Origin of the sequence: Pseudofrankia asymbiotica (genome assembly GCF_001983105.1) — a bacterium.
Classification (GTDB): Bacteria; Actinomycetota; Actinomycetes; order Frankiales; family Frankiaceae; genus Pseudofrankia; species Pseudofrankia asymbiotica.
Map to the genome: position 1 here is coordinate 118,432 of NZ_MOMC01000014.1, position 26,968 is coordinate 145,399.

Consider the following 26,968-nt stretch of genomic DNA (forward strand, 5'->3'; position numbering starts at 1 on the left):
ATCTGGGTCAGACGATCTGGAACACCGGCCTGGGATACCACCCGGGGCCGGGCGAAGCTGGCCAACGATCCGGGGCAGTGGATCCGGTCAGGTGGGGTGCCGGTCCGGCCGCGCGGGGCGGATGGCCGGCGGGTCTTCATCCAGTATCCCCGCGCGCCGGGCACCCCGGCCATCGTCGAGGCGCCGGCCGCCGCCGTCCGGGCCGGGCCCGCGAGCCCGGCCGGGCCCGCCAGCACCGCCCGTCGCGCCGGGCCCGGCCGGCACGGCCGGTCCGCCAGGGGCGGCGGTCTCGTCGGCGCCGCGCCGGAACCGGCCCCTGCCGAGGGCGTCCTCGGACGTCCCGGCCACCGCCGGCCGACGGTCCTCGGTGGCCGGGGAGGAGCAGCAGTCCGTCGGGCAGACGTCGGGGAACGGCCCAAGGGCGCTCAGCGCCCGCCGTGGTGCGTCCGGGTCACGGCGTTCCTCGACCAGCTCGGCGATCATCCGGACGAACCGCGGGTCCGACCCGACAGTACCGGCCCGCACGGCGGTGAGCCCGAGCTTCTCGGCTCGGGCCAACGCCTCGCGGTCGAGGTCCTGGATGACCTCCATGTGGTCGCTGACGAAGCCGATCGGCACGATCACGACGGTTTCGACACCGTCGGCCGCGAGCGCCGCCAACCGGGCACCGACGTCTGGCTCCAGCCAGGGCATCCGAGGGGAGCCGCTGCGGCTGCAGTAGGCGATGCTCCAGGGATGGTCCTGGCCGCGCCGCTCGGCGAGGCCACGAGCGACGAGCTCACTCGCCGCCGTCAGCTGGCGCTCGTAGGCACCGCCGGCAGGCCCGCTCTCGACCGCCTGCCAGTGCGGCACGGAGTGCGCGACGAACACGAGGTGAGCGCCGCCGCGACGGCCGGAGGGCAGCGCGTCGACGGCGGCCGCGACCCGGTCGACCATCGGGCCGACAAAGCCGGGGTGGTCGAAGAACACCCGCAGCTTGACCAGCTCGGGACCGCCATCCAGCTCTGGGCGCCCCAAGCCCGGACGGCCGCCCTCGCTGGCACCATCGATGTCACCGTCGCTGACGCCACCGCGGTGGCCACCAGCGGGCGGCTCGGCGAGCGCGTCGGCGAGGTTCTCCCGATACTGCCGGCAGCCGGAGTAGGTCGCGAAGACCGACGGGACGAAGCACGCGGCCCGCCGGACCCCGTCCGCGCGCATCTCGGCGAGCGCGTCACGCAGGTACGGGTGCCAGTTGCGGTTGCCCCAGTACACGGGCAGCGGCGCGAGCTCGGCGCGCAGCGCCGCCAGCAGCTCGCGGCTCTGGTCGTTGATCGGGCTGCGCCCACCCAGACGCTGGTAGTGCTCGGCGACCTCGGCGATCCGCTCCTCGGGCACCCCCCGCCCGCGGGTCACGTTGCGCAGGAACGGCACGACGTCCTCCGGACCCTCCGGCCCGCCGAAGGTGACCAGCAGCAACGCGTCCACGTCCGCGCCGACGGCCGACCGCCCTGGCGCCGACCGCTCTTCCGGCGCTCCGACCAGGGCCGACGCCCGGCCGCCGGTACTCACCGGGAAGGTGGACGGCGAGCGCCCCGGCCGTCCGGCCATGACCCGGCTGCCGGCTGAAGTCTGGCGCATCAGCCCATTCTCCCCCTCCCGGCACGGGAGAAACGGAGGCCGTGGGCCCTCGTCAACCGGGACGGCGTAGAAGGCGCCCCTGGAAAGCGTCGCTCGAAGGCCACCCGGCCGGCCACGAGCGAAGCCACTCGACACGCGACGAGCGAGTTCGCCCGGGTCAGCCGGTCAGTGGCCCATGCCGACGCCGCCGTCGACAGGCAGTACGGCGCCGGTGATGTAGCCGGCGCGCTCCGACGCGAGGAACGCCACCGCGGCCGCGACCTCCTCCGGCTCACCCATCCGCTTGCCGGGGACGCTGGCGACGAGCAGCTCGCGCTGGGCGTCGGTGAGCGAGTCGGTCATGTCCGTGCGGATCGGGCCGGGGGCGACGATGTTGGCGGTGATGTTGCGGGGCGCGAGCTCGCGGGCGAGCGAGCGAGCGAAGCCGACGAGGCCCGCCTTCGAGGCGGCGTAGTTCGCCTGGCCCGGCTGGCCGGACAGGCCCACGACCGAGGAGATGAACACCAGCCGGCCGTAGCGGCGCCGCAGCATGCCACGGGCGGCGCGCTTGGCCACCCGGTACGCGCCGAGCAGGTTCGTGTCGACGACGTCGCGGAACGCGTCCTCGGACATCGTCAGCAGCAGCGTGTCCTTCACGATGCCGGCGTTGGACACGACGATGTCGACGGGCCCGAGCTCCGCCTCGACCTCGGCGAACGCCTTCTCGACCGACTCCACGCTGGTGACGTCGAGCCGGACACCGAACATCCCCTCCGGCGCCTCCCCGCCACGGCTGGCGACCGCGACCCGCTGCCCGTCCGCCACCAGGGCCGCCGCGCAGGCGGCACCGATCCCGCGGTTACCGCCGGTGACCAGCGCGACCCGACCCTGACCCTCGTTCTCGACCATGAGGCGGATCGTAACCGCCCACCGGACAGGCCGGCTCCGCCGCGCCCGCCTGTCCGAGGCCACGCGCCTGATATGCGCGGGTCGGCCGGCGAGTCGGCGACGGGGACGATGGGGGCGTGCGGGTGACGATCAGGGTGCGGCCGGGGGCAGGGCGGACGGCGGTGGGCGGGCGGTTCGCCGCGCCGGACGGTGAGGCGAACCTGGTGGTGCGGGTCGCTGCCAGGGCCGTCGACGGCAAGGCCACGGAGGCCGCGCTGCGGGCGCTCGCGGACGCGCTCGGGCTGCGCCGCCGCGACCTCGCCCTCGTCCAGGGCGCGACCAGCCGGACCAAGGTCGTCGAGATCGATGCCCCGCCGGCCGACGAGCCGGCCCTGCGCGCCCGCCTGACCGCCCTGCGCGAGCCCGTTAGCCCGTGACGGCGGTTCAGCCCGTGACGGCGGTCCGGGCCGGCCGAGAGGTGGCGCGGGCGACCCGCCGACCAGCGGATACCGTCATCCTGGTGCCAGAGCGGGCGGCGCGCGCCGAACCGGCACACGGTGGTGAGATGGATGTGGGCGCGAGCCGCATCCGGCGGTAACGGCCCACCGTGGACAACGCCGCGCCGGCGCCGCGCGTCCAGACGGGGTGGGCGGGGTTCCGGAGTCCCRGAGTCTCCGCCGGATCGGCGAATCCCGGGGGCCCGCGGCGGAAGGTCCATGGTTCACCCGCCGACCGGCCGCTGTTCCGACAGCACTCCGACGACCAGTTGTAGATCGCGAATCGGTTGGGGGCCGGTGGTGCACAGGCCTGGGATACGTCACGTGGAGTACCGGCCACGAGAGCGCTCCTATGAGCCACCCGGGCGGCCGGGCGGCGCACCCGGCCCGGCGCGGGGGCCCGCGGCCATCAGCCTGCCGGCGGACGAGGCCGCTGTCGCGGGCCGGCCGGGCGACGAGTCGGTCTCCGGACGCGCGTCCTCGGCGGACGGCGGGATTCCAGAGGCGTATCCGCCCGCCCAGGAGCCGATGCCGGCCCGCCCGCGGCGCCCGCCGCCCCGGCCACCCCGGCCGCACGAGACGCGTGCCGCCAGCGCCCAGGACGGCTCGGCGACCGCCGAGCGCTGGCCGATCCGACCGGAGTGGCCATCCTCCGGTCCGCGGCCGTCGCCAGCGCCCGAACCGTCACAGGCGCCCGAAGCGTCACAGGCGCCCGAACCGCGACGAACACCGGAGCCGCCGCGGGAGGCCGATTCGCTGGTGCCCGTGCCCGGCGAGCCGACGCACGGCCACGCCGGGTCGCCGGTCGGCTCCGGCCGGCCCACGCCCGCCGGAGGACGACCACGGCAGTGGGGCGGCCCGGCGGACGCCGGCGCCGCCCTGGGGCCGCGGGTGCCGGCCCCGCCGCCACAACCCGCGGCGCGTCCGCTGGTGCCGGGCGCGATCGTGCCTGGGCCACCCGGAGGAGTCCTCGACCTCGCCGCGCTCGCCGAGGTCGAGGACCGGCTGCGCGTGATCGCCACCGAGAGCATCGAGTCGGCGGCGCGCCGCGGCGAGGTGAGCCGGCAGGTCGCCGACCAGCGTCGCTCGCTGACGTCCGCCGCGTCGTCCGTCGCCACCGTGCTCTGGTTCGACTCGCTGCGCACCGAGGACCGGGTCAGCGTCACCCCGCACGCCGCCCCGCTGCTGGCGGCCGTCCACCAGGTCCTCGATGCCTCCCGCCCGGCCGACGCGGAGGCCGATGACGCCGCCGACGCGGGGCTCGACACCGCCCCGCTCGTCCAGGACGCCGGCGGATCTCGCGCGCCGGCGTCGCCGGGCCGGTGGGAGCCCCGGGGAACGCGGCCGCCGCTGCCCACGGGACCGTCGGCGCGGGCGCTGCGGGCGACCGGCGCCGGCACGGTCGGGCCGAGCGGAACGGTCTGGGGCGCGCTCGCGCGCCGGCTCGCCGGCGCCCGCTTCGACCACGCTCCGGGCGGCCGGGCGGTCTGCGTCCTGCGGTATCCGGAGCTGCGCGACGCCGCCGTCTGGGAGGCCGTCACCGACGAGCGCACGCCCTACCTCGGGGAGCTGCTCTGGGTCGTGCTCGTCACCGGCGCCGCCGTCGGCGCCGAGGCCGAGGGTGTCGAGCGCGCGGGCCTTTCGGGCCCGGCCGGGCCGGACCGCGCGGCGCGCATGTTCGAGGCCGCCGGCTGGCAGGTGCTCACCCTGCGATATGGACGGCGGCTGGCGGAGCTGTTGCGCCGCCCGGGCGGGCAGGCGTTCCGCGGCCGGCTCGCCAGGATGAGCCAGGACGAGTACCACGAGCTGCTCGTCACGCGCGGGCCGGAGCTGCGCCGGCGGCTGGCGGGGCCGGGCGCGGCGGGGGCCGGCATCGCCAGGCTGGTCGACGCGCTCACGGACGACGAGATCCACGCCGCCCTGCGCGACCTCGGCGGCCACGACCTCGCGCTGCTGATCGACGCCGTCGACGACGTGGCCACCGACCGGCCCACGGTCCTGTTCGCGCACACCCACGACGCCTGGACCCGTGACCCCGACGCCCACGAGGTGCCCGCCCGCGCCTCGCGCGCCGAGGCTCCCGCGGCTGGCCTCAGGTCCATCCACCCGATGAGCGCGGGCACGGTGGTCGTGCCGGTGGCCAGGGACGCGGCCGCGCCGGGCCCCGGCCAGCTCGCGCCGCCGGCTGGCTCGCGCGGCGCCCGGCTGGCCACCCATGTCGCCTCGTACCTGGACCAGGCTCCGCCGGCCGCGCCGGAACCGCCGGCCCTGCCCGCCGACCTGGGCCCGGCCCACGGCGGCGGTACCTGGGCCGACGGGAGGGCCGACGGGAGAGAATCGCCCCCGGACGGGACGGAGGCGCGGGCGGGCGAACCGGGGGCAGCGCCCTCGTCCACCCAGGCGGCCTTCGGTGCGCTGCTGCGTGGGCTCGCCGGGCCGGCGCCGCGCGCGGCCAGCGCCGTCGTCACCATCTCGACGAGGGACGCGGACACCGTTGTCGCCGGCTGGCTCGACCCGGCGCCATCCGGGGACACCGCCAACCACGGGCCGGCCGAGCCGGGCCGGCCGGGTGAGCCGGCAAGGACGACCGAGCCGGGCCGGCCGGCCGAGCTGGGCCGGCCGGGTGAGCCGGCAAGGACGACCGACCAGGACGGCCCCGGGGCCCCGGAGCTTCGGGGTCAGCCGAGCGATGCCGACGGGGCGGCGGCCAGCCCGGCCGGTGGACGGCTGGTCCCGCCGGGCGAGCGGCGCCATGTGGCCGGGGCATTCCCGGCGGGCGCGTTCACCGGGGTGCTGGGCAACCTCGCGGTGGCGTGGAACCGGCAGGGTCTGCCGTTGCTGCCGATCGGGGTGACCGACGAGCTCGCCGCCGGCCGGGTCATCCCGGCCTGGGCCGCGGGCTGCGCCGTCGACGGGCGTTCGGTGCTGGCGGTCGCCGACACCGGGGCGGGCGGGCGCTTCGCCGGCCCCGCCCTCGCGCTCGCGCTGGCCGCGACCGGCGTGACCGGCCTGCCCGGGGTGACCCGGTACGAGCCGGCGTTCGCCCAGGACCTGGCCTGGTGCCTGCTGGCCGCGCTCGGCCGGCTTGGCCGGGCGGACGGCTCGTCAAGCCTGGTGCGCCTGTCGGCGCGAACCGTCGACCAGCGGCTCGCGGCCTGCCCCGCGGCCGGCCCCGCCCGAGCCCGCAGGCAGGCCGCCGTCCTCGCCGGCGGCTACCGGCTGCGCGACGGCGGTCCGGCGCCGGCGCTCACCCTGGTCGGGATGGGGCCTGTCCTGCCCGAGGTGCTGGCCGCGGCGGACGAGCTGGAGGCCGAGCTCGGCGCGGGCGTCGGCGTGGTCGTCGCGACCTCGGCGGACCTGCTGTTCGCGGCCCTGCGTGCCCGCGACGCGGAGGAACCGGGTCCGGCGGAGACGGTAACCGGCCGTTCCTGGGTACTGGAGGAGATGTTCCCGGCGTCGGCACGAGCCCCGCTGGTCACCGTCGTCAACGGGGACCCCAGCCAGCTCGGCTTCCTGGCCGGCGTCCGCGGCGACCGCCTCGCCGCGGTCGGGCCGGCCGCGGCCGCGGACACGCCGTCCGGTGCCAGCGGTGAGGACCCGCCCAGGGCGCCCGTCGAGGTGGCCGCCGTCGTCGGCGCGGCCCGTCGGCTGCTCGCGGCCGCCGGTGACGCGGCCGGTTGACCGGTCCGGGACCCGGGCCTAAAGGCTTAACGGTCGCGCAGGGAGAGGGCCTCACGGCCGGCGGCCTGGGCGCCGGCCGTGTCGCCGCCGGCGGCGCGGACGCGGGCGACCTGCTCGAGCGCCCACACCAGGTCGCGCAGGATCTCTGGGCGGTCACCGACGATCTGGTGACGGCGGCGCTCGACGCCCAGCGCCTCCTCGAAGCACTCGATCGCCGCGTCCAGGTCGCCGAGGGCCTCCTTGGCGCCGGCGACCTTGTCGAGCCCGACCGACAGGTCGCGCAGCACGGTCGGGTGCTCGCCGTACTCCGTGCGCAGCCAGCGCACCAGCGCCAGCGACTCGGTGTAGGACTCCAGCGCGCCGGCGACGTCGCCCTGGTCGTAGCGCATGTTGCCGACCAGGCTCAACGAGTGGAACAGCGCCCGCGGCACGGTCGGGTCGATGTCCGAGCCGCCGGCCACCGCGAGCGCCCGGCGGGCCGTCGTCACGCCCTCCACATAGCGGGCGAGCGCGCCGGCGGCGTCGCCGCGCAGCCGCAGCATGTCGCCGACGTCGAGCAGGCCACGGGAGATGTCGCRCAGCAGCGGGGCGACGTCGCCGTAGACGGTGATCAGCCCGCGGCGCACCTCGAGGGCCTCGGTGTAGGCGTCCAGGGCGGACTTCATGTCACCCTGCTGCTGGCGCAGGTCACCGATCTTCTCGAGGGTGTTCGCGAGCCGTTGACGGGCCTGCGGCGCCGGGGCCCCGCCGTCGGCGAGCAGCCGGTGCGCCAGCGCCAGGCACTCGGTCTGGATGTCCAGGGCGCCGACCAGGTCACCGAGGGCGGCCCTCGCGGCACCGGCCCGTTCGAGGCTCACGCCGAGGCGATGCTCGGACTCGGGACTGCGGTCGGCCGTGGCCAGGTGCCGGTTGATCCGCAGCGCTTCCTCGTAGTTCTCCTGGGCAGGTGCCGCCCGGTCATGGTCGAGCAGCGCGTCGCCGTGCTCGATCAGCACGGCCGCCAGGTGTGCGAGGTCGGCGACTCCGCTGGTAGCCGAGGCGACCCGCTCCCTGCTGACCGACACCAACGCGTCGAGGGCAGTGAGCAGAGTGTCCAGGTCACCGCGCTCTCGGGCCAGCTTCGCCAGCCGCTCGAGGTTCTGCGGGGTCAGCTGCTGTCCGGTGGCCGCGACCTGACCTGCGTGGTCGTCCATATCCGGAAGAGTAGTGGTAGCCGGGATCGATCACACTGGCGCTGGTGGGTCCGGTTCTGACGAGTTGCGGACGCAATGACGTCCCGCGACAGCTTTGTCGCAGGACGTCACTCCCTACGTTCGCACCCGTATCAGCCCGGCCACCATTCATCGGCCGCGTCGCTGGAGACCGCCGGGCGCCCGCCCTAGCCGAAGAAGTGGCCCGGCGGGTAGGCGCGGTCGGTACGGGAGCGGGGCGTGCCGCGCAGCGCGTCGGTCAGCGTTCGGGCCGTGTTGACCAGTGGGACATGGCTGAACGCCTGCGGGAAGTTGCCCGTCATCCTGCCCAGGCGCGGGTCGTACTCCTCCGCGAGCAGCCCCACGTCGTTGCGCAGCGCCAGCAGCCGCTCGAACACCTCCCGCGCCTCGCGGACCCGCCCTGACAACGCGTAGTTGTCCGCCAGCCAGAACGTGCAGGCCAGGAACGCGCCCTCGCCGGCCGGCAGGCCGTCGACGGCACCGTCCTCGGCGGTCGGGTAGCGGTTGACGAAGCCGTCCTCCAGCAGCTCGCGCTCGATCGCGGCGACCGTACCGACGACGCGCGGGTCCGTGGCCGGCAGGAAGCCGACCAGCGGCATGTAGAGCAGCGCGGCGTCGAGCTCCTTGGAACCGTAGAACTGGGTGAAGGTGCCGCGCTCGGTGTCGAAGCCGCGGCCGCAGACCTCGCGGTGGATCTCGTCGCGCAGCGCCGTCCAGCGCTCCACCGGCCCGGGCAGTCCCGACTCGACGATGCCCTTCACGGCGCGGTCGGCCGCGACCCAGGCCATGACCTTGGAATGGGTGAAGTGCCGGCKCGGGCCGCGGACCTCCCAGATGCCCTCGTCCGGCTTGCGCCAGCCGGTCTCGAGGAAGTCCATCAGCTTGGCCTGCAGCGGCCAGGAGTCGTCCCGGCCGTCGACCTGGGTGGCCATCCTGGCGACGTGCAGGGCGTCGAGCACCTCGCCGTAGACGTCGAGCTGGAACTGGTCGACGGCGGCGTTCCCGACCCGCACCGGTGCGGAGTTCTCGTAGCCGGAGAGCCAGGAGACCTCGTACTCGGGCAGCCGGCGCTCCCCCGCCACGCCGTACATGATCTGGACGCGGGACGGGTCGCCGGCGACGGCGCGCAGCAGCCACTCCCGCCACGCCAGCGCCTCGCTGGTGAACCCGGCGTCGAGCAGGGCCAGCAGCGTGATCGTCGCGTCACGCAGCCAGCAGTACCGGTAGTCCCAGTTGCGGACGCCGCCGATGTGCTCGGGCAGCGAGGTGGTGACGGCGGCGACGATGCCGCCGGTCGGGGCGAACGTGAGCGCCTTCAGGGTGATCAGCGAGCGGCGCACGGCGGACTGGTAGAGGCCGTCGTAGGTGCAGCCGGCCATCCAGTCGGTCCACCAGGCCTCGGTCTGGGCGATCATCTGGCGGACGGCGAGCGCCGGCGGCGTCGGCTGATGCGACGGGTACCAGCTCAGCGAGAACGGGACGGACTGGCCCGCCGACACCTCGAACTCGGCGAAGGTCGCGAGGTCGTGGCCCTCCATCGGCGCGGTGGTGCGCAGCGTGACCGCGTCCGGCCCGGCGGTCGCGGTCATCGTGTGCTCGTCACGCCGGCGCACCCACGGCACGATCGAGCCGTAGTCGAACCGGATCCGGGTCTCGCTGCGCATCCGCACCCTGCCGGTCAGCCCCTCGACCAGCCGCAGCACGGCGTGTGCGCCGGCCCGCGGCAGCATCGCGTCCGTGATCCGCACGGTTCCGGAGGCCGTCGTGAGATCCGTCTCGAGGACGAGGGTGTCGCCGCGGTAGCGACGGCTGACGCCGACGACCGGCTCGACTGGCGCGATCTTCCAGTGCCCCGCGTTCTCGTCCCCGAGCAGCGCCGCGAAGAGCGCCGGCGAGTCGAAGCGGGGCAGGGACAACCAGTCGATCGAGCCGTCCCGGGAGACGAGGGCCGCCGAGTGGGTGTCGCCGATCAGCGCGTAGTCCTCGATGAGGGATGCCACTAATGCTCCTAGCGCGATGTGCGGCGTCGCCCGGGTCCTGGCGAAGCGCGGAGGACGAGCGCGCGCTTCCGCCGGGCGGGCGGRCTCCGCCGGGGTGTGCGGGAAGTTCGGTGCCGCGCGGCGATGGGCGGCGTCAGGAGGCCCAACGGGCCCCACAAGGCGGTACAGATTACGACCCGGCCGGCGGGCTAGGTTGGGGGTGCGACCCAGGCGCGTGGTCCTCGTGTGGGCCGGACCAGATTTGATGTCCCAACCCGACAGGAATTCCTCGACGTGACCGCAAGCCCCCCGGCACCGGAGCCGGTTCCCGGAACGGCCCCCTCGCCGGCTTCCGAAGCCCCATCGGCGATACAGAATGCACCATCGGGGGGCCCACTGGCCAGGCCTGGTCCGCAACCCGACAGCGCCGGGCCCGCGGCGGCCGCCGCGCCCGGTCTGGCGAACGCCGCGTCCGCGCACGCCGGCACCGGCGCCGCGCAGGCGCCGCTGCCACGGCCGCCGAAACCATCGACGTGGGTGAGCACGCGCCGTTACCTGCTCGACCGCCGCCGGCGGCCCGCGGTCGTGCTCGGGCTGCTCGCGCTGGTCGGGATCGTGGCGTTCGGGGTGTACGCCGTCGTCGACGGGCCCCCGCCGACCGTCGAGGCGGTCGTCGTCTTCAAGGCGGAGACGACCGACGCGCAGAAGGAGGCGGTCCGCGCCGCCTGCCCCACCGTCGGTGGGGCCGTCCAGGAGCCGCGGGACGACAACGACCTCGCGTCCACCCGCGCCTATCCGCTGCGCTACAACCTCACCGCGGCGTCCAGCTCCGACCGGGCCAAGATCTTCGAGTGCGTCAATGCCCAGGCCGGTGTCACCGGCATCACCATGGAGACAGCGGGCCAGTAAGGGACCGGGCGCCGCGTCAGCGGTCGGTCGGGTGGGAGGCAGCCGGGGTGGGCTCGCCGCCGGCCTCGACGGGGGTGTCCTCGGCGGCGTCGCGGCGGGCTTCCAGGATCTCGGCGGGGGTGGGCTGGCCCGACTCGCGGGCCTGGCGGGCCTGCCAGAGGCTGACGATGATCGTGGCCAGCACGGCCAGACCACCGAAGATCACGCTGCCGCCGCTCCAGGCCGAGGAGCCGGGCAGGTCGTCGTAGATGATCCAGAGGATTCCGGCGGCCACCATCCCGATCCCGAACAGGATCGAGCCGGCCGTCGACCAGACGCGCGACGCCGCGAGGTCGGCCAGGTCGGCGGCCTTCTGCCGGGCGKCCTCGAAGCGGGTCCTCGCCCAGTCGTACTCCAGGCCGAGGATGAAGAAGCCGAGCGCGACGACGAGGAAACCCGGCCCCGGCAGCACGAGCATGGCCGCGCCAAGGCCGAGGACGGCGACGCCGAGCACCGTCAGCGCGATCCGCCGTAGCAGGCGGGCTGGAGACCTGAGCACGACTGGTGGCTCCCTCCTGCTCTTCGGCGCGTCCTTCCCGACGCCCGACCTCATACTGCCTGGTAGAAGTTGGCCCGCGGAGCATTCGTGACCACGGTCGCCGTCGGCTTCCCGACTCACCCAGTCCGGGCAGCGTTCGGCCGGGCGAGGAACCCCTCCGGGCGCGAGCCGAATAAGCACCGCCACGACCCGTTAGTGTGGCCATGGGCGATCCAATACTTTGGCCGCCCGGCTACCGGCCTCGGCCGGCGCGGGGAGCGGAGACCGGCCGCCGGGCGCCGTGCGCTCGCCCGGGCGAGGCGCTCCCGGCGATCCCGCCCGCACGAGGTCCGGACCTTCCGGCGGAAGCTTTCGGGCTTCGGAGAGCCGGACAGGGCCGCTCGGAGCCCCGTCGGCGGCGCCGGTGAAGCCACGTGCCGCCGGACGCGGTCGGCGGATGCCGAGCCGGAGGCCGTCGATCCCGCGACCCCGACCGACGACAGGCGACGAAAGGCCCCACCGTGGACATCGAGGAGACCGCTCTTCCCGGGATCGGGTTGCGGCACGAGTTCAACACCCGCGGCGGGCGGCGGGTCGGCGTCGTGTCGCGGCACAAGGGACGGCGCGACCTCGTGATCTACGACGCGGGCGACCCGGACTCGGTCGCCGAGTCGCTGACGCTCAACGCCGAGGAGAGCGACGCGCTCTCGGAGCTGCTCGGCGCGCCGCACATCGTGGAGAAGCTCGCCGACCTGAGCAAGGTCTTCGCCGGTTTGGTCGGCGAACAGATCAGGATCTCGCCGGACTCGCCGTACGCCGGCGGGCTGCTCGGCGACACCCAGGCCCGCACCCGCACCGGCGCCTCGATCGTGGCCGTCGTGCGCGACCACGAGGTGCTCGCCTCGCCCCGGCCGGACTTCCGGTTCGAGCCGGACGACGTCGTCGTGGTCGTCGGGACGCCGGACAACACCGCCGCCGTCGCCGAGCTGTTCCGAACCGGTTGACGGCGGGACAGCGGAATGGATCATACGGCTTCGATCTTCATCGAACTCGGCGGAGTCCTGTTCTGCCTTGGCGTCATCGGGCACGTCGCCAGCCGAGTCGGTATCTCCCCGATCCCCTTCTACCTCGTCGCCGGACTCGCCTTCGGCAAGGGTGGGCTCCTGCCGCTGGTCGCCAGCGAGGAGTTCATCAAGACCGGCGCCGAGATCGGCGTGGTCCTGCTCCTGCTCACCCTCGGCCTGGAGTACACCGCCGACGAGCTGGTCCACGGCCTGCGTAAACAGGCGCCGGCCGGCGCCATCGACCTGCTCCTCAACGCCGCGCCCGGCGTCGCCGCGGCCTTCCTGCTCGGCTGGGGCGGCACCGCCGCGGTGGTGATGGGCGGCATCACCGCGATCTCGTCGTCCGGGATCATCGCGAAGGTCCTCGGCGACCTCGGCCGGCTCGGCAACCGGGAGACCCCGGTGGTGCTGTCGGTCCTGGTGATCGAGGACCTGGCGATGGCCGTCTACCTGCCGATCGTCACCGCGCTGCTCGCCCACCAGACGATCGCGCGCGGCTCGATCACACTCGCCATCGCGCTCGGCGCGCTGGCCGTGGTGCTGTTCGTCGCGTTGCGCCACAGCCCCAAGGTCACCCGGCTCGTGTTCAACCCCAACGCCGAGCGCAACGACGAGATCATCCTGCTGCGCGCGCTCGGGCTCGCGCTGCTGGTCGCGGGCGTCGCCCAGCGACTGCAGGTGTCGGCGGCCGTGGGCGCCTTCCTTGTCGGCATCGCGCTGTCGGGACCGGTGGCCGAGGGCGCGCGCGAGGTGCTGACCCCGCTGCGGGACCTCTTCGCCGCCGTCTTCTTCGTGTTCTTCGGCCTGCACACCGACCCGGCGGAGATCCCACCGGTGCTGGCCGTGGCGTCCGCGCTCGCCGTCACCGGGGTGGCGACGAAGGTGGCGACGGGCTGGTGGGCGGCGAGAAGGGCCGGGGTCGCGACGCTGGGCCGGTTCCGCGCGGGCGCGGCGCTGGTGGCCCGCGGCGAGTTCTCGATCGTCATCGCCGGGCTCGCGGTCTCGGCCGGGGTCAGCCCACGGCTCGGGCCACTCGCCGCCAGCTACGTGCTGCTGATGGCGGTGCTGGGCCCGCTCGCCGCCCGGTTCGTCGAACCGGTCACCCGGGCCGGGCTGCGCCGCATGAACCGCAAGCCCGCCACGGCCGCGTCAGGTGGCCCTCTGCCGGGGATCTGAGGGGGCTCACGGTCCGGTGGGGCGACGCGCCGGATTCTGGCGACCGGATGTGTCGGCCTAGGTGGTCGCTTTGGCAGGATGCCATTCATGAGCGGACTTCTCGAAGGCAAGCGGGTTCTTGTCACCGGCGTGCTGACCGACGCGTCGATCGCGTTCGCGGTCGCCCGGATCGCCCAGGAGCAGGGTGCCACCGTCGTGCTCACCGGCTTCGGCCGCGGGCTGTCGCTCACTCGCCGGATCTCGCGCCGCCTGCCGACGGAGGCCCCGGTCATCGAGCTCGACGTCACCGACGAGGAGCACCTCGGCAGCCTCGCGGACAAGGTCCTCGAGCACGTCGACGGCCTGGACGGGGTGCTGCACGCGATCGGCTTCGCGCCCGAGTCGGTGCTCGGCGGCAAGCCGTTCGTCGACGCCGCCTGGCCGGAGGTGGGCGTCGCGCTGCAGGTGTCGACCTGGTCGCTGGCCGCGCTCACCCGGGCGACGCTGCCGCTGTTCGGCGAGCACGCGAGCGTCGTCGGCCTGGACTTCGACGCGTCCGTCACCTGGCCGAGCTACGACTGGATGGGTGTCGCCAAGGCCGGCCTCGCCTCCGCCGCGCGCTACCTCGCCCGCGACCTCGGCCCCCGCGGCGTGCGGGTGAACCTGGTCTCCGCCGGCCCGCTGCGCACCATGGCCGCCAAGAGCATCCCCGGCTTCGAGAGGTTCGAGGCGGTCTGGGACGACAAGGCGCCGCTCGGCTGGCAGGTGCAGGACACCGAGCCCGCCGCCCGCGCCTGCGTCGCCCTCATGTCCGAGTGGTTCCCCGCCACCACCGGCGAGATCATCCACGTCGACGGCGGCTTCCACGCCATCGGCGCCTAGGCCGAGGCGCTGAGCGCCTGGCCGCGCGACCGCGCGGCCAGGGCTCGGCCGGTCAGAAGCGGGTGCCGCTGTAGGGCTGTGGGCTGGTGGCGAACAGGGTGTCAGCCGTCGTGAGCGCGGCCGGGTCGAGTACGTCGGCTCGGCCGGCGGCGGCGAGCTGCCACCAGCGGGTACCGCCCAGGTAGGCCGCGCCGAGGGCGGCCGCGCCGAGGGCGGCCACGCCGACCCGCAGACCGGCCTGTGCCCGCGCCGACGGCGCCAGCCGGGTGGCGCCGGCCTGGCTGATGTCGTAGAGGCCGGCGTTCGCCGGCAGCAGGTCGTCGACGACGTCGATGACGACGCTCCCGGCGCCCCGGTAGGTCCTGGCCGCCAGCGCCGCCGGCACGTCCAGCAGCCGCAGCCACGTCTCGTCCTCGATGTGGCGGAACCGGACGGCGCGGTGGTCGGTCAGCGCCGCCGGCAGCGGGTCGTCGAGCGGCTGGTCGTCGATCACGATCCTGTCGACCAGGTCGAGGCCCAGCAGGTGGCGCAGCAGGCCGGCCCTGGCCGTGGGGGTGCCGGCGACCAGGTCGTTGACGACGATCGTCCGTTCGCCCTCCTGGTGCCAGTCGGTGGACAGGTCGGGGTGGTAGCGCGCGAAGCCGTCCTCCGCACCGGGCTCGCCGTGGACCACCGCGTAGGACGGGCCGCCACGGTCCCGCGTCCGCCGCAGCCGCAGGTTCCACCAGAGGTCGGGGCGCCCGATGGCGCCGGGCTGGTGCGCCGGCAGGTTCTCGTGGATTCGGGAGAACAGGTCCCCGGACCCGACCGGGTCGACGAGGCGCACCGGGCCGCCGCGCGGTGCCGTCGACCGCCGCACGCCGCACGCCACCGCCGCCCGGCCGCGCGCCGCCACCGGCCGTCCCAGGCATCCTCGCCTGTCCGGCACCGCCCGTCACGGGAGATTCCGGGAACAGCCGGGCAAGCGCGGGACCTGCGGACGGGCCGGACGGCCGGGCTTGGATACTGGACGACGGCAGGGCTGGGTGAGGCTCGCGAAACGGGAGGCGGCGGCAAGGTGGCGGGACGTATCGCGGTGGTCGGCGGCGGGATCCTCGGGCTGGCGGTGGCCCGGCGTCTCGGGCAGGTCGACCCGTCGGCCGCGGTGACCGTCTTCGAGAAGGAACAGGACATCGCCCGCCACCAGACCGGTCGCAACAGCGGGGTGGTGCACGCCGGCCTGTACTACACGCCCGGCTCACTGAAGGCGACGCTGTGCCGGCGCGGCGTCGGCCTGCTGCGTGAGTACGTCGCCAAGCACAACATCCGCTACGACGAGTGCGGCAAGGTCGTCGTGGCGATCGACGACACCGAGATCGACCGGCTCAAGGAGATCGCCCGCCGGGCCGAGGCGAACGGCGTGCCGCGCTGCGCATGGCTCGACGGCGACGGGCTGCGCGCGATCGAGCCGCACGCGCGCGGCGTCGCCGCGCTGCACTCCCCCACGACGGCGATCGTCGACTACCCGGCGGTCTGCCGGGCGCTGCGCGCGGACGTTCTCGACGCCGGCGGCACGGTGCGCACCGGCGCCGAGATCGTCGGGATCGACGAGAAGCCCGACGGCGTGTGGCTGCGGGTGCGGGTGCGCGGGACCGCGCCGGTGGCGCCGAACGGGCACCACCCGGACGGCGACAGCGCCGCCGCGAAGGCCAGGCTGCGCGAGGTGACGGAGCAGGTCGGCCCGTTCGACATGCTGGTCTCCTGCGCCGGGCTGCAGTCCGACCAGGTCGCGCGGCTCACCGGCGAGGACCCGTCGCCCCGGATCATCCCGTTCCGCGGCGACTACTGGCTGCTGCGGCCCGAGCGGCGCGACCTCGTCCGCGGCCTGATCTACCCGGTGCCGGACCCGCGGTACCCGTTCCTCGGGATCCACCTGACCAAGCGGGTCGACGGTGAGGTGCTCGTCGGCCCGAACGCGGTGCTCGCGACCGCCCGCGAGGGCTACACGGTCGGCACCGTCAAGGGCGCCGACCTGCGGGAGACGCTCGCCTGGCCCGGCATGCGCAAGCTGGCGAGGACGCACTGGAAGACCGGCGCCAAGGAGATACTGCGCACCGCCAGCAAGCGGGCGTTCGTCGCCGAGGCCCGCCGCTACGTGCCGGAACTGTCCGTCGCGGACGTCGTGCGCGGCCCCGCGGGTGTGCGGGCCCAGGCCGTGGACCGTGACGGCGGCCTCGTCGACGACTTCGTCCTCGCCCAGCACGGTCGCGTCCTGCACGTCCGCAACGCCCCGTCGCCCGGTGCGACGGCGTCCCTGGCGATCGCCGAGTACATCGTCGCCAAGCTCGTCCCCGAGACYGAGCCCCAGAGCGACTCCACGGCCTGACCGAGGCACCGGTCGGACGCGCGGACCGCGTTCTTCCACCGTGACCCGGCACGAGGGGTCCCCCTCGTGCCTGCTGGCGAGAAGCTCGACGGGACAGCTAGCCGTCGCTGATGGCGGCGAGCAGGGGGAGCACGGTGACGCAGGTCGGGGTCGGGACGCCGTACTCGGCGCCGATGCGGACCACGGCGCCGATCAGCGCCTCGTGCTCCAGGCGGCGGCCGGCGAGCCGGTCGTAGAGCATCGACGTGCCCGCGCCGGGCGGCTGGCCGCGCAGCCGGCGCACGGTGAACTCCGGTAGCCCGTCGGGTACCTCGGCGCCGTCCGCGCGGGCGACCGCGACCGCCTCCTTCATGATCGCGAGCGCCAGCTGCGCGACGTCGTCACGGCGGAGCACCTCCAGGCGGCGACCGGTCAGCGTCGTGACGGTGTTCGCGGCGCTGTTGACGCACAGCTTCGTCCAGGCGGCGGTGGCGAAGTCCTCGGTGAGGCGGACCTCGCCGGCCGTGAGGACCCGCTCGGCCAGCCGCTCGGCCAGCAGGACGTCGGGCACCTGCAGCACGCCGCCGGCGCGGTGGCGGACCACGCCGGGCCGCTCGGCCTCGGCGTTGATGTAGACGACGGCGGGCAGCACCTGGTCGGGGTGGGCGAACGCGGCGACCCGCTCGGCATGGCGCACGCCGTTCTGCAGCACGGCGACGCTGGTTCCCGGCCCGACGGCCGCGGTGAGCCACGGCGCCACGGCCGGGATCTGGTGGGCCTTGGTGGCGAGCAGCACCCAGTCGAACCCGTACGGGGGCAGTTTCGCCGGGTCGGTGACCACCTCGGCGGGCACCTCGGCCTCGACGTCGCCGCCGTCCGCCCCGGTCGAGACGATGACCAGCCGGTCGAACGCGCGGCGGACGCACAGCCACACCTCGGCGCCGGCCGCGGCGGCGCGGGCCGCGAAGTAGCCGCCGACAGCGCCGGCCCCGATGACGGCGATCCTCGCGGACGGCATGCCCGCGCGCGGCGGCGTCGGCCGCGCGAGCCGGCCGGCGACGAAGTCCATCTCCGGCCCCGGCGGCGCCGCCGTCCCCGTGCGGGCGCGCGAGGGCCGCTCGCCCGGCTCGGCCATGCCCGGAACCCCGTGATGGGCGGGCAGCGCCGAGGCCGCCCCGGAATCGGCCATGCCTCGAGACTGCCCGAACCCGGCCCGCACCGGCCACCGGACCGGCTCACCGCTCGCGGTGTTCTGCCCCACCGTGCGGGCATGCGCCCAGTTCAGCCCGTTCCGCCCGGCCCTGTCCGCTCCGGCCCATTCAGGCCGTCCCGTTCGCCGGCTCACACCTGGTGGAGGACTACTGCTGGGTGGCGAGGACGACCTTGCCGAACACGGAGCGGTCGCGCAGACGGGCGATGGCGTCATCGAAGCGGCCGAGCGGGACCACCTCGTCGACGGGGATCCGCAGCCGGCCGGCGATGATGTCGGCGGCGACGGCGCGCACGGCGGCGGCGCGCCGCTCGGGGGTCGAGACCAGGCCCGCGTAGCCGAGCAGGCTCAGCCCCTTGCGGTAGAAGGTGCGGCCGGGGAACGGGATGTCCTGGCCGGCGGAGACGCCGAGAATCACGATCCGCCCACTGATCGCCGCCAGCTCCACCGCGGCCGGGGTGAAGCCGCCGCCGAGCGGGTCGATGACCAGCGTCGGGCGGAAGTCACCGACCTCGGCGACCAGGTCGCCCGCGCCCGTCACCACCACCCGGTCCGCGCCGAGCGCCGCGACCGCGTCCGCCTTCGCCGCCGACCCGACCTGCCCGACGACGCTCGCCCCGGCGATCCTCGCGAGCTGGACGGCGACGACACCGACCCCACCGCCCGCGCCGAGCACCAGCACCCGGTCGTCCGCGGTGATCCGGCCGAGCACGTGCAGCGCCTCGTGCGCGGTCACGGCCGCCGTGCCGATCGCGCCCGCCTGGGTCGGGTCCAGCTCTCTCGGCACCTCGACGGCGGCCTCGCGCGGCGCGACGAGCCCGCCGGCCCAGGTGCCGTCGCGGAGGAGCCCGAGGCCGGAGCCGGTGACGACGACGCGGGCGCCGTCGACCAGCCCGGCGCCCTCGGCGGCCCCCTCGACGATCCCGGTGCCCTCGACGCCGATGGTCCGCGGCAGCCGGGCGGTGTCGCCGACGATCCCGGCGGCGGCATAGGTGTCGATCGGGTTGACGCCCGCGTAGTCGACCCGGACGAGCACCTCGCCGTCCGCCGGTGCCGGCAGCCGGACGTCCTCCACGGCCCGCGGCGGCGGCTCCCCGGCCGCCACCAGCCGGACCGCTCTCGTCGTCACCCCGTCGCTCATCGCCGCGCGCCTCTCTCCGGGTCGGACGGGCCGCCATCGCGTCCCCACCCGGCCGMGTCCGTGGGACGAGGGCACGCCGCGGCTCCGCGCGAGGCGAACCCTGATCGTTGATGCTGGGACTGGCCGTCGGATGCCACTCTGGCAGCTGCACCGGCGTTCCGGCGCGAAGGGCTCTCGGTGTCCGACGCTTCGCCATTGTCGCGCTCCCGTCGGCCTGGCACCGTGACGGGAGTGCGTGGCGACAGAGCGGCGGCCGCCGGCGAGGCGGGAACCAGCGGCGAGACGAGCGGCGAGGGCACCAGCGACGAGGCCAGCGCGGCTGGCGAGGAGGCGGTGCCCTTCCCGGACCTGGGCCGGCGATGGCTGGCGGCGCGTGCGGGGCTGGCGGTGCTCCACCTGGACGCGGCCGCGGCGGGCCCGGCCAGCCAGGCCGTCGTCGGAGCACAGACCGCGCACCTGGCCGCCGAGGCGACGCTCGGCTCGTACGGTGCCCAGGAGGGGGCGGCCGAGCACCTCACCGCGGCGCGCGCGGCGCTGGCCGGGCTGCTCGACCCGGCGCTGGCCGAGGCGGACGTCGCCTTCCATCACTGCGCGACCTCGGCGTTCACCGCGCTGCTGGACACCTGGCCGCTGCCGCGCGGCGGGCGGGTGGGGATCGTGCCGAGCGACTTCTCCTCGAACCTGCTGGCTCTGCGGGCCCGCGCGCTGCGCGACGGCCTGGAGCTCGTCGACCTGCCGGTGCTCCCCGACGGCCGGATCGACGCCGACCGTCTCCGCCGGGGTGACGGCCTGGCGGCGCTGGACCGCCTGGACCTGGTGACGTTCCCCGAGGTGCCGAGCCAGCGAGGCATCGTCCAGCCGACCGCGGCGGTCGCCGCGCTGTGCCGGGACGCCGCGGTGCCTGTGCTGCTCGACGTCGCCCAGTCGCTCGGCCAGGTCGACGTGACGGCGGCTGGCGCGACCGGCGGCGTCGCGGCCTACGTCGGAACGTCGCGCAAATGGCTGTGTGGCCCGCGCGGCGTCGGCTTCCTCGCCGTGCGGGCCGACTTCGCCGAGCGGCTCGGTGTGCCCGCCCCGACGGGGTACACGGCTCGCTGGGAGCCCGACCCGGCGGCGACCGGCGGCGGGCGGCTCGTCCCGTTCGGGGGCGTCGGCAGGTTCGACATCGGCGAGGCTCCGGTCGCGGCACGGGTGGGGCTCGCGACGGCGCTGGCCGAGCACATCGAGGCGGGGCCTGCGCGGATCCGTGCCCGCGTCCAGGCGCTGGGCGCGGCGGCCCGGCGGCGGCTCGACGGGGTCGCGGGCTGGCGGCTCGGCGAGGACACCACCTCCCCGTCCGGGATCGTCACCCTCCGCCCGCCCAACGGTGTCGACCCGGCGGCGGCACGCGCCCGCCTCCAGCTCGAGGAGCGCATCCTCACGACCGCGATCGACGAGACCCGGGCCCGCGACGCGGTGCCGGCGCTGCGCGTCAGCCCCCACGTCCACAGCACCCTCGCCGACCTCGACCGCCTCGCCGAGGCCCTGGAGCGTGTCACGACGCGGCCCGCGCCCTAGCCGAGGAAAGTACGCCGGCTGGCTTTCGGCGGCGCCATCCCCGAAGATCCACTAAAAGTGGTCGAGGAACACTGGAGGCGCAGCGATGGCCAGTCACCGGGAGGCCCCTGACGGGACCTGGGACGCGGCGCGGCCGCGCGCCGGCGGGTGGGCGGGCCAGCCGCTCGGACGGCGTGCGTTCCTCGGCGGGACGCTCGCCGCCGCGGCGGCGTGCGTCCCGGGCCTGGCCGGGTGCGCGTCGGATGGGAGCACCCCGGCGCCGGCCGCGACCACGGCAGGACCGCCGACGGTGCCCGGCGTGGACGAGATGGTGGGCTGGATCGAGCAGATCGTGGCGCGGGGGGTGCGCCGGCCCGGCTACCCGGCCGACGCCTGGGTCGAGGGGTTTGTCTCGGCGAGGTTCCGCGAGCTCGGCCTGGTCGACGTGCACACGGAACCGGTGTCGGTGACCAGGTGGGAGCCGACCCGGTACTCGTTGGTGGCGACCCCGGCGGGCGCCGCGCCGCGCGAGCTGAGGTGCTTCCCGGTACCGCTCGCCGCGCCGGCCGAGGGGCTCGACGTCGAGCTCGCGCGTTTCGACGAGGCGGCACCGGGCGCCGTGGCGGGGCGGGCCGCGCTGGTCGACGCCAAGGTCGCCGCGCTGCCGCCGGCGCTGCCCGCCACGTTCGGGAGCGTTCCGAAGGACTCCGCCCAGCGGGTGTACGACCCGGACGGCACGTTCGCCGGGGAGACGCAGATCCTGCCGCTCCCCGCCGGTTCCGACGGCATCGCCCAGCAGGTGGTCACGGCGGGGGCCGCCGCGTTCGTCGGGACGCTGCTCGACTACCCCGGCGACGACTGTCGCTACTACTTCCCGTACAACGGCCGGACGACCGCGATCCCCGGAGTGTGGATCAACGGGACCGATGGGCGGTGGCTGCATGACCAGCTCGGCCGTGGGCAGGTGCGGATCCGGCTCGACGTCGCGGCCAGCACCGCGCCGGCCAGCAGCGACAACATCGTCGGCGACCTGCCGGGACCCGCGGGCGACGACGAACTGGTGCTGGTCGGCTCGCACCACGACGGGCCGTGGGCGTCGGCGGTCGAGGACGGCACCGGGATCGCGATGGTGCTCGCCCAGGCCGCCTACTGGGCGCGGGTCCCGGCGGCGGACCGCCCCCATCGGATGCGCTTCCTGCTGCACGGCGGGCACTTCTACGGCGGTGCCGGGCTGGTCGACTACGTGGCGAAGCACCGCGCCGAGCTGGAGAAGGTCGTGCTCGAGGTGCATCTGGAGCACGCCGCCCGCGAGTTCGCCGAGCGCGACGGCCGTCTCGCGGCCACCGGCCGGTGCGTGCCCCGCTGGTTCTTCACCAGCGGGATCCCCACGCTCGAGAAGTCGGTCTACGACGCGCTCGTCGCCGAGCGGCTGGGCCGCTCGATGCTGCTGGCCCCCGACGCCTTCGGGCCCGCGCCGCTGTCCGACGGCGCCAGCTATCACACCGCCGGTGTCCCGATCGTCCAGTTCCTCGCCGCGCCCTGGTACCTGTTCGACGAGGCCGACACCCTCGACAAGGTCGACCGCGACAGCCTGCTGCCGATCGCGCGTGCCGTGATCCGCGTCATCCAGTCGACGCGGGGCACCACGGCGGCGGAACTGCGCGCCGGGCTCGCCACCCGCTAGGGCGGCACCGCGCGGGTCTCCGCGCCGCGTGCGCCCAGGTCAGCCGCCGAAGGCGCGCAGCCACTGCGCCCGGTCGCGGAGGCGATAGACGATGTTGGTGGCGGTGACGTCGGCCATCGGGGCGTTGCTGAGCGGCGGCGAGTAGAAGTGGCCGGGATAGACCACCGGGTTGTCCGGGAGGGCGGCGAGCCGCTGCAGGCTCTCGTACATCTCGGCCGGGCTGCCGCCGGGGAAGTCGGTGCGGCCGCAGCCGTCGAGGAACAGCGTGTCGCCGGCGACCAGCCGGTCCGCGACGAGGAAGCACTGGCTGCCCGGGGTGTGGCCGGGGGTGTGCAGCAGCCGGATCGGGATCGCGCCGACGTCGACCGTGTCGTCGTGGTCGTGGGAGACGAGGTCGGTCTCGGAGACGCCGGTGACCCGGCGGACGAACTCGGCCTCGTTCTTGTGGACATGCACCGGCGCCTGCACCTTGGCCAGCACGTCCTGGATCCCGGCGAGCGAGAAGCCCATCATCGAGCCACCGACATGGTCCGGATGGTGGTGCGTGGCCAGCATGCCGACCAGCCGCATCCCGTCGGCCTCGAGGATCCCGAGCAGGTCGTCCGCCGCGTAGGCCGGATCGACGATGACGGCCTCGCCGGTCTCCCGGTCCCCGATGACGTAGCAGAAGTTGACCATCTGCTGCGCGATGGGGTCGCCCACGGCGAAGTCCCGGCCCGACAGCAACTGGCGGAAGTACAGACGGTCGACCATGACCCCCAGGCTAATCCTCACCCGGGGAGGGCTGAGGCCGAAGGACCGACGAGCGGTTCCAGACGCCACGTGGCAGGAGACCGACACAATACGGACAATGCGGCGCCGGTCTGAGAAGGTACCGCCATGTTCGGCATACTTCGGCCCTGCCGGCACCGCCTGGGCGAGGACCTCACCGCCACCTGGATGTCCCACCTCTGCGGGATGTGCCTGACGCTGCGCGACCGCCAGGGTCACTGGGCGCGGGCCGCGACGAACGTCGACGGGCTGGTGCTCTCGGTGCTGGTCGCCGCGCAGACCGGCGAGGCGGCGACGAGGACAGCCGGGCCATGCGCCCTGCGCGGGCTGCGCACCGCCGAGGTGGCGACGCGGGACGACCCGGGCGCGATGCTCGCGGCCGCGGTCTCGCTGACCGCCGCCGCGACGAACGTCGACGACCACGTCGCCGACGGGGACGGGCCGTTCGCCCGCCGGCCGGTCGCCGCGCTCGCCGGCCGGTTCGCCGGCGCGGCTGCCCGCGGCGGAGCGAGCCTCGGCACCGAGCTGGGTTTCGACGTGAACGTGCTGGAGCGCGCGGCCAGCAGGCAGCAGGCGGTGGAGTCCGCGGCCGGACCGGGCACGGCGCTCACCGTGGTGACCGCGCCGGCCGAGGAGGCCGCCGCGGCGGCGTTCGCGCACACGGCGGTGCTCGCGGGCCGGCCGGGCAACGTCGAGCCGCTCGCCGAGGTCGGCCGGCTGTTCGGCCGGCTCGCGCACCTGCTGGACGCCGTCGCCGACCAGGCCGCCGACGACGCCCGTGGCGCCTGGAACCCGCTGACCGCCACCGGGACGACCCAGGCCGAGGCACGGGCGCTGTGCGACGACGCGCTGCTCGGGATCGAGCTCGCCCTGCGCGACGCCGAGTTCGCCCCCGCCCCGGACGCGCTCACCCCGAACGGCTCGGCGCGCCTCGCCACCCGCCGCTCTCGTCGTTCCGGCCGTTCCCGGCACCCCGCCGAGGAGGGCGGGCTCGAGAACTGCCCGCGCCACGGCCAGGCGGCCGGGCACGGCGCCGTCTGCTCGACCAGGCGCGGGGTGTCCGCCCGGTCGTCCAGCGGCGGGCCGCGGCCGCGTAACCGGCATGGCCGCCTCGCGCACCTGCTGCTCGTCCACGAGCTGGAGCTCGCGGTCGACAACGCGTTCCGTGGCGCCCAGCCGGGGCCCGGCCGGCCCGGGCCGGGCATGCCACCCCGTCCAGGCCCCGGCGGGCCAGGGGGGCCAGGAGGGCCCGGTGGACCTGGCCCCGGGCGCCCTGGCAGCGGCCTGACCTTCCCGACCTGCCTCGCCGCGGCCGGGATGTTCTGCACCTGCCAGATGTGCTGCGGCCAGTACACGTCGCCCTTCGACGGCCAGCAGAAGCAGGGCATCTGTTCGGGCAACTGCTGCGACTGTGGCGACTGCGCCGACTGCTGTGACGGCTGTAGCGACTGCTGTAACTGCTGCGACGGCTGTGACGGCTGCGACTGCGGCTGTTGACGCGGCCGGATCGTTTCCTGCGCACCTATGCCGAGACGTTAGGTCCCGTCACCGTCTGCTGAAATGGTGCCGTGCCTCCCCCTGCCCCCCCGCTCCCCCCCGACGCCCGCCCCCCGGACGATCCTTCGGAAATCCCGCCCCCCGCCCGTGACGACGATGATGACGACGGCGTCGGCGATGCCGGTCCGCGCCGGCCCGACGATGGCATGTGGTCGCCCATAACCGTCGCGGCGGTGGACGATCACCCAATAGTGCTGCAGGGCCTGAGCATGGCGTTACGCCAGCTACCCGGGATCGAGCTGATCGCCACGGCCAGGTCGGCCGAGGAGCTGATGTCCGGCGACGGTCGTCACGCCGACGTGGTGCTGCTGGACCTCAGCCTCGGCGACGGGTCGAACCCGCCGGACACCATCCGCCAGCTGATTGAGCGCGGTATGGGTGTCGCCGTCTACAGCGCCACCGCCGACCCGGCGACGGTGCGCCTGGCGATCCRCGCGGGCGCCGCCGCGTTCGTGGCGAAGACGGACCAGCTGGAGGACCTRGCCAAGGCGGTCCACGCCACCGCGGACGGTTCCGGCTGGATCTCGCCGTCGCTGGCGTTCCTGCTGCTCACCGACGACGCCCCCGACCGGCCCCGGCTGTCCGCGCAGGAGAGACAGGCGCTGCAGCTCTATGCGGCCGGCATGTCGATGAAGAAGGTCGCGAGCCGGATGGGCATCGCGGTGGAGACGGCCAAGCAGTACATCGACCGGGTCCGCAGGAAGTACCGCGAGACCGGTCGCGAGGCCACCACCAAGATCGACCTGCTGCACCGCGCCGTGGAGGATGGCTACCTCGACCCACCCGGTACCACCGGCCTGGGCCCGCCAGCCTGACGCCCCCGGGCCCCGATCGCCCCCGCCGCGACGTCACCCGCCGCGAACCGCGGCGAAGCCGCGCCGGCCGCACCATGAGGTGTCGCCCGAGCGGGTGCCGGCAGGCTCGCGGGCTGCCGGCACCCGCCATGGCGGCGCCTGACCGTACCCCGCGTACGGCCCGGCGCCCGCCAGCCGGCGATCGTGGACGTCCTCCCCCAAGGCAGTCCCGATCCCCCGAACCGGCTGGTGCGATACCGAGTCTGCCGGAACCGGACAGTTCGGTCACGACCCCAATAGTCCTGCTCTTCCGTCCCCTAACAGGGGGTCACCCGGATCGGCCTGGGGGCCACCACCGCCAGGAGCGGCCGCGCCAGCCGTGGCGACGGCCGCTGCCACGGCTGGCGCGGCCGCCGTTGCCCCCGTCCCCCCGCTCGACGCCATCCCATCCGGTGCCTGGCCGCGCGAGCAGCGCGGCTGCGATGGCCAGCAGGCCGCCTACAAGCACCAGCCACAGGCCGGGCCCGATCACGGTGGTGGCCTGGACGCCCGACCCGGCCAGCAGCCCGCCGCCGCGCAGGTAGCCGATGTCGATCAGCGCGACGAGCGTCGTCGTAAGGCCCATGACGCCTGAGAGGCCCGCGATCAGCCGGCCGGCGTGCCCGCGCGGCCGGACGGCGAGGCCCGCCGCCGCGAGGCCCGTGATGATCCCCAGGGCCAGGGTGAGCCGGCCATGCTGGTCCGCGTCGAGCCCGGCGACCGAGTACTCCACCAGCCCGAACGCGCGCACCGTCGCCCAGGTCATCGTCGACGAGACCACCGTGAGCAGCGCCCCGGCGGCCGCGAGCGCGGCCGGCAGGACCAGCGCCACCCGGCCCCATGACCACCAGCCCGACCGCGTCGGCGCGGTGGCGGCCAACCAGCCCGTCGCGGCCCCGGCGGCCCTGGGTACCGCGGTGGTCCCTCGGCCGCCAGGCGCGCCGGCTGGCTCGCCGGGCGGCGTGCTCCGCTGACGCGGCCCGGTGTCCGCGCCCGCCGAGCCGCTCGCCGCGGCCTCGCCGTATGCCCCCGGCTCCGGGTAGACGGCGTCCCAGCCGGGCCAGGCCGCCGCGGTGCCCGGTCGGGCCCACCGGGGGTCGGCGGTGGCGGCCACCGACGCACGCCAGGCCGCCCTGGCCGCCTGAACGCGACGGTCGGGGTCCCGTTCCTCTCCCTGCCGGCCGCCCTCGGCGTCGCCGCCGCGCGGCGTTCCCGGACCTGTCCCGCCGCGCGCGGGCCCCGTCCGCCGGGGCTCCGTCCGCCGCGGACCGGCGACGCCCCGCGACCCGGCGACGTCAGGCGCGCCAGGAACAGCGTGCGTGTCGGGATCGGCCTGGAAGTCGGGCACGTCCGCGCGCGACGGAACCAGTTGCTCGGCCACGCGTCGGTGGTATCACGCGTAACCATCCGACGCTCGTCGACCACCGTGAGCAACGAACACCGACACCCAAACCGCCCCTGGTGCCGACCACCGCGCCCGAACCGGGCCCGACGATCGGCCGGGCGCCGC

At 75.3% G+C, this 26,968-nt stretch carries 21 protein-coding genes; 11 read left to right on the forward strand and 10 right to left on the reverse strand.

Translation table 11 applies throughout. The features are described 5' to 3' along the window. Positions 1-87 precede the first annotated feature (87 nt). Both BL253_RS07345 and fabG read right to left on the reverse strand, forming a co-directional pair. Positions 88-1,620, reverse strand: a complete 1,533-nt coding sequence (locus BL253_RS07345) for a ferrochelatase (protein ID WP_241834597.1) — start codon at positions 1,618-1,620, stop codon at positions 88-90. A 165-nt stretch (positions 1,621-1,785) separates the two neighbouring features. After that, positions 1,786-2,508: a 3-oxoacyl-ACP reductase FabG gene (gene fabG, locus BL253_RS07350; protein WP_076814738.1), complete on the reverse strand. Its 723-nt coding sequence runs from the start codon at positions 2,506-2,508 to the stop codon at positions 1,786-1,788. Positions 2,509-2,624: 116 nt separating this feature from the next. Between fabG and BL253_RS07355 the strand changes: the two genes are divergently transcribed. Further along, positions 2,625-2,924 carry a DUF167 domain-containing protein gene (locus BL253_RS07355; RefSeq protein ID WP_076814739.1) on the forward strand — a complete coding sequence of 100 codons (300 nt, stop codon included), beginning with the start codon at positions 2,625-2,627 and terminating at the stop codon, positions 2,922-2,924. Between the two features lie 819 nt (positions 2,925-3,743). Beyond that, the gene (locus BL253_RS40175) at positions 3,744-6,665 is read left to right on the forward strand and encodes a pyruvate dehydrogenase (RefSeq protein WP_131831454.1); all 2,922 of its coding nucleotides are present in this window, start codon (positions 3,744-3,746) and stop codon (positions 6,663-6,665) included. 26 nt (positions 6,666-6,691) lie between these two features. Here BL253_RS40175 and BL253_RS07365 read toward each other — a convergent pair whose 3' ends face one another. Then, on the reverse strand, positions 6,692-7,858 hold the full coding sequence (locus BL253_RS07365) for a tetratricopeptide repeat protein (protein WP_076814744.1): 1,167 nt from the start codon (positions 7,856-7,858) through the stop codon (positions 6,692-6,694). Positions 7,859-8,043: 185 nt separating this feature from the next. After that, entirely contained in the window at positions 8,044-9,876 is a 1,833-nt protein-coding gene (locus BL253_RS07370) for a glycoside hydrolase family 15 protein (RefSeq protein ID WP_076814746.1), read from the reverse strand. Between the two features lie 516 nt (positions 9,877-10,392). Here BL253_RS07370 and BL253_RS07375 point away from each other — a divergent pair. Next, on the forward strand, positions 10,393-10,764 hold the full coding sequence (locus tag BL253_RS07375) for a hypothetical protein (protein WP_081438076.1): 372 nt from the start codon (positions 10,393-10,395) through the stop codon (positions 10,762-10,764). Positions 10,765-10,780: 16 nt separating this feature from the next. Here BL253_RS07375 and BL253_RS07380 read toward each other — a convergent pair whose 3' ends face one another. After that, a complete protein-coding gene (locus BL253_RS07380; RefSeq protein ID WP_076814748.1) occupies positions 10,781-11,302 on the reverse strand; it encodes a PGPGW domain-containing protein in 522 nt (173 codons plus the stop codon). A 500-nt stretch (positions 11,303-11,802) separates the two neighbouring features. Between BL253_RS07380 and BL253_RS07385 the strand changes: the two genes are divergently transcribed. The 3 genes from BL253_RS07385 (at position 11,803) to fabI (ending at position 14,382) form a co-directional block, all read left to right on the forward strand. Further along, positions 11,803-12,285, forward strand: coding sequence for a cation:proton antiporter regulatory subunit (locus BL253_RS07385; protein ID WP_076814750.1), 483 nt, complete (start codon positions 11,803-11,805; stop codon positions 12,283-12,285). Positions 12,286-12,300: 15 nt separating this feature from the next. Then, on the forward strand, positions 12,301-13,521 hold the full coding sequence (locus BL253_RS07390; RefSeq protein WP_076814752.1) for a cation:proton antiporter: 1,221 nt from the start codon (positions 12,301-12,303) through the stop codon (positions 13,519-13,521). Positions 13,522-13,608: 87 nt separating this feature from the next. Beyond that, positions 13,609-14,382 (forward strand): enoyl-ACP reductase FabI, encoded by a 774-nt coding sequence (gene fabI / locus BL253_RS07395; RefSeq protein ID WP_076814754.1) that lies wholly within the window; start codon positions 13,609-13,611, stop codon positions 14,380-14,382. A 52-nt stretch (positions 14,383-14,434) separates the two neighbouring features. Here the strand turns inward: fabI and BL253_RS07400 are convergent, their stop codons facing one another. Then, positions 14,435-15,241 carry a sterol carrier protein domain-containing protein gene (locus tag BL253_RS07400; protein ID WP_241834598.1) on the reverse strand — a complete coding sequence of 269 codons (807 nt, stop codon included), beginning with the start codon at positions 15,239-15,241 and terminating at the stop codon, positions 14,435-14,437. A gap of 198 nt (positions 15,242-15,439) precedes the next feature. Here BL253_RS07400 and BL253_RS07405 point away from each other — a divergent pair, with 198 nt between their 5' ends. Beyond that, positions 15,440-16,747: an L-2-hydroxyglutarate oxidase gene (locus BL253_RS07405; protein WP_076814757.1), complete on the forward strand. Its 1,308-nt coding sequence runs from the start codon at positions 15,440-15,442 to the stop codon at positions 16,745-16,747. A 97-nt stretch (positions 16,748-16,844) separates the two neighbouring features. Here the strand turns inward: BL253_RS07405 and BL253_RS07410 are convergent, their stop codons facing one another. After that, complete coding sequence (locus BL253_RS07410) at positions 16,845-17,915, reverse strand: 2-dehydropantoate 2-reductase (protein ID WP_241834599.1); 1,071 nt, start codon at positions 17,913-17,915, stop codon at positions 16,845-16,847. Between the two features lie 169 nt (positions 17,916-18,084). Next, entirely contained in the window at positions 18,085-19,077 is a 993-nt protein-coding gene (locus tag BL253_RS07415) for a quinone oxidoreductase family protein (RefSeq protein ID WP_076814759.1), read from the reverse strand. 231 nt (positions 19,078-19,308) lie between these two features. On the opposite strand from BL253_RS07415, the gene BL253_RS07420 reads away from it, so the two are divergent. Together BL253_RS07420 and BL253_RS07425 are read left to right on the forward strand one after the other, a co-directional pair. Next, a complete protein-coding gene (locus BL253_RS07420; protein WP_241834600.1) occupies positions 19,309-20,634 on the forward strand; it encodes an aminotransferase class V-fold PLP-dependent enzyme in 1,326 nt (441 codons plus the stop codon). Between the two features lie 85 nt (positions 20,635-20,719). Beyond that, a complete protein-coding gene (locus BL253_RS07425) occupies positions 20,720-22,297 on the forward strand; it encodes a M28 family peptidase (RefSeq protein ID WP_076814761.1) in 1,578 nt (525 codons plus the stop codon). Between the two features lie 39 nt (positions 22,298-22,336). Here BL253_RS07425 and BL253_RS07430 read toward each other — a convergent pair whose 3' ends face one another. Next, entirely contained in the window at positions 22,337-23,050 is a 714-nt protein-coding gene (locus tag BL253_RS07430; protein ID WP_076814763.1) for an MBL fold metallo-hydrolase, read from the reverse strand. 126 nt (positions 23,051-23,176) lie between these two features. Between BL253_RS07430 and BL253_RS44710 the strand changes: the two genes are divergently transcribed. Next, positions 23,177-24,565 (forward strand): DUF5685 family protein, encoded by a 1,389-nt coding sequence (locus BL253_RS44710; protein ID WP_076814765.1) that lies wholly within the window; start codon positions 23,177-23,179, stop codon positions 24,563-24,565. 206 nt (positions 24,566-24,771) lie between these two features. Beyond that, complete coding sequence (locus BL253_RS07440) at positions 24,772-25,440, forward strand: response regulator transcription factor (protein WP_076814767.1); 669 nt, start codon at positions 24,772-24,774, stop codon at positions 25,438-25,440. A gap of 307 nt (positions 25,441-25,747) precedes the next feature. On the opposite strand, the gene BL253_RS07445 is transcribed toward BL253_RS07440, so the two are convergent. Then, positions 25,748-26,839: a hypothetical protein gene (locus BL253_RS07445; protein WP_076814769.1), complete on the reverse strand. Its 1,092-nt coding sequence runs from the start codon at positions 26,837-26,839 to the stop codon at positions 25,748-25,750. Between the last annotated feature and the right edge of the window lie 129 nt (positions 26,840-26,968).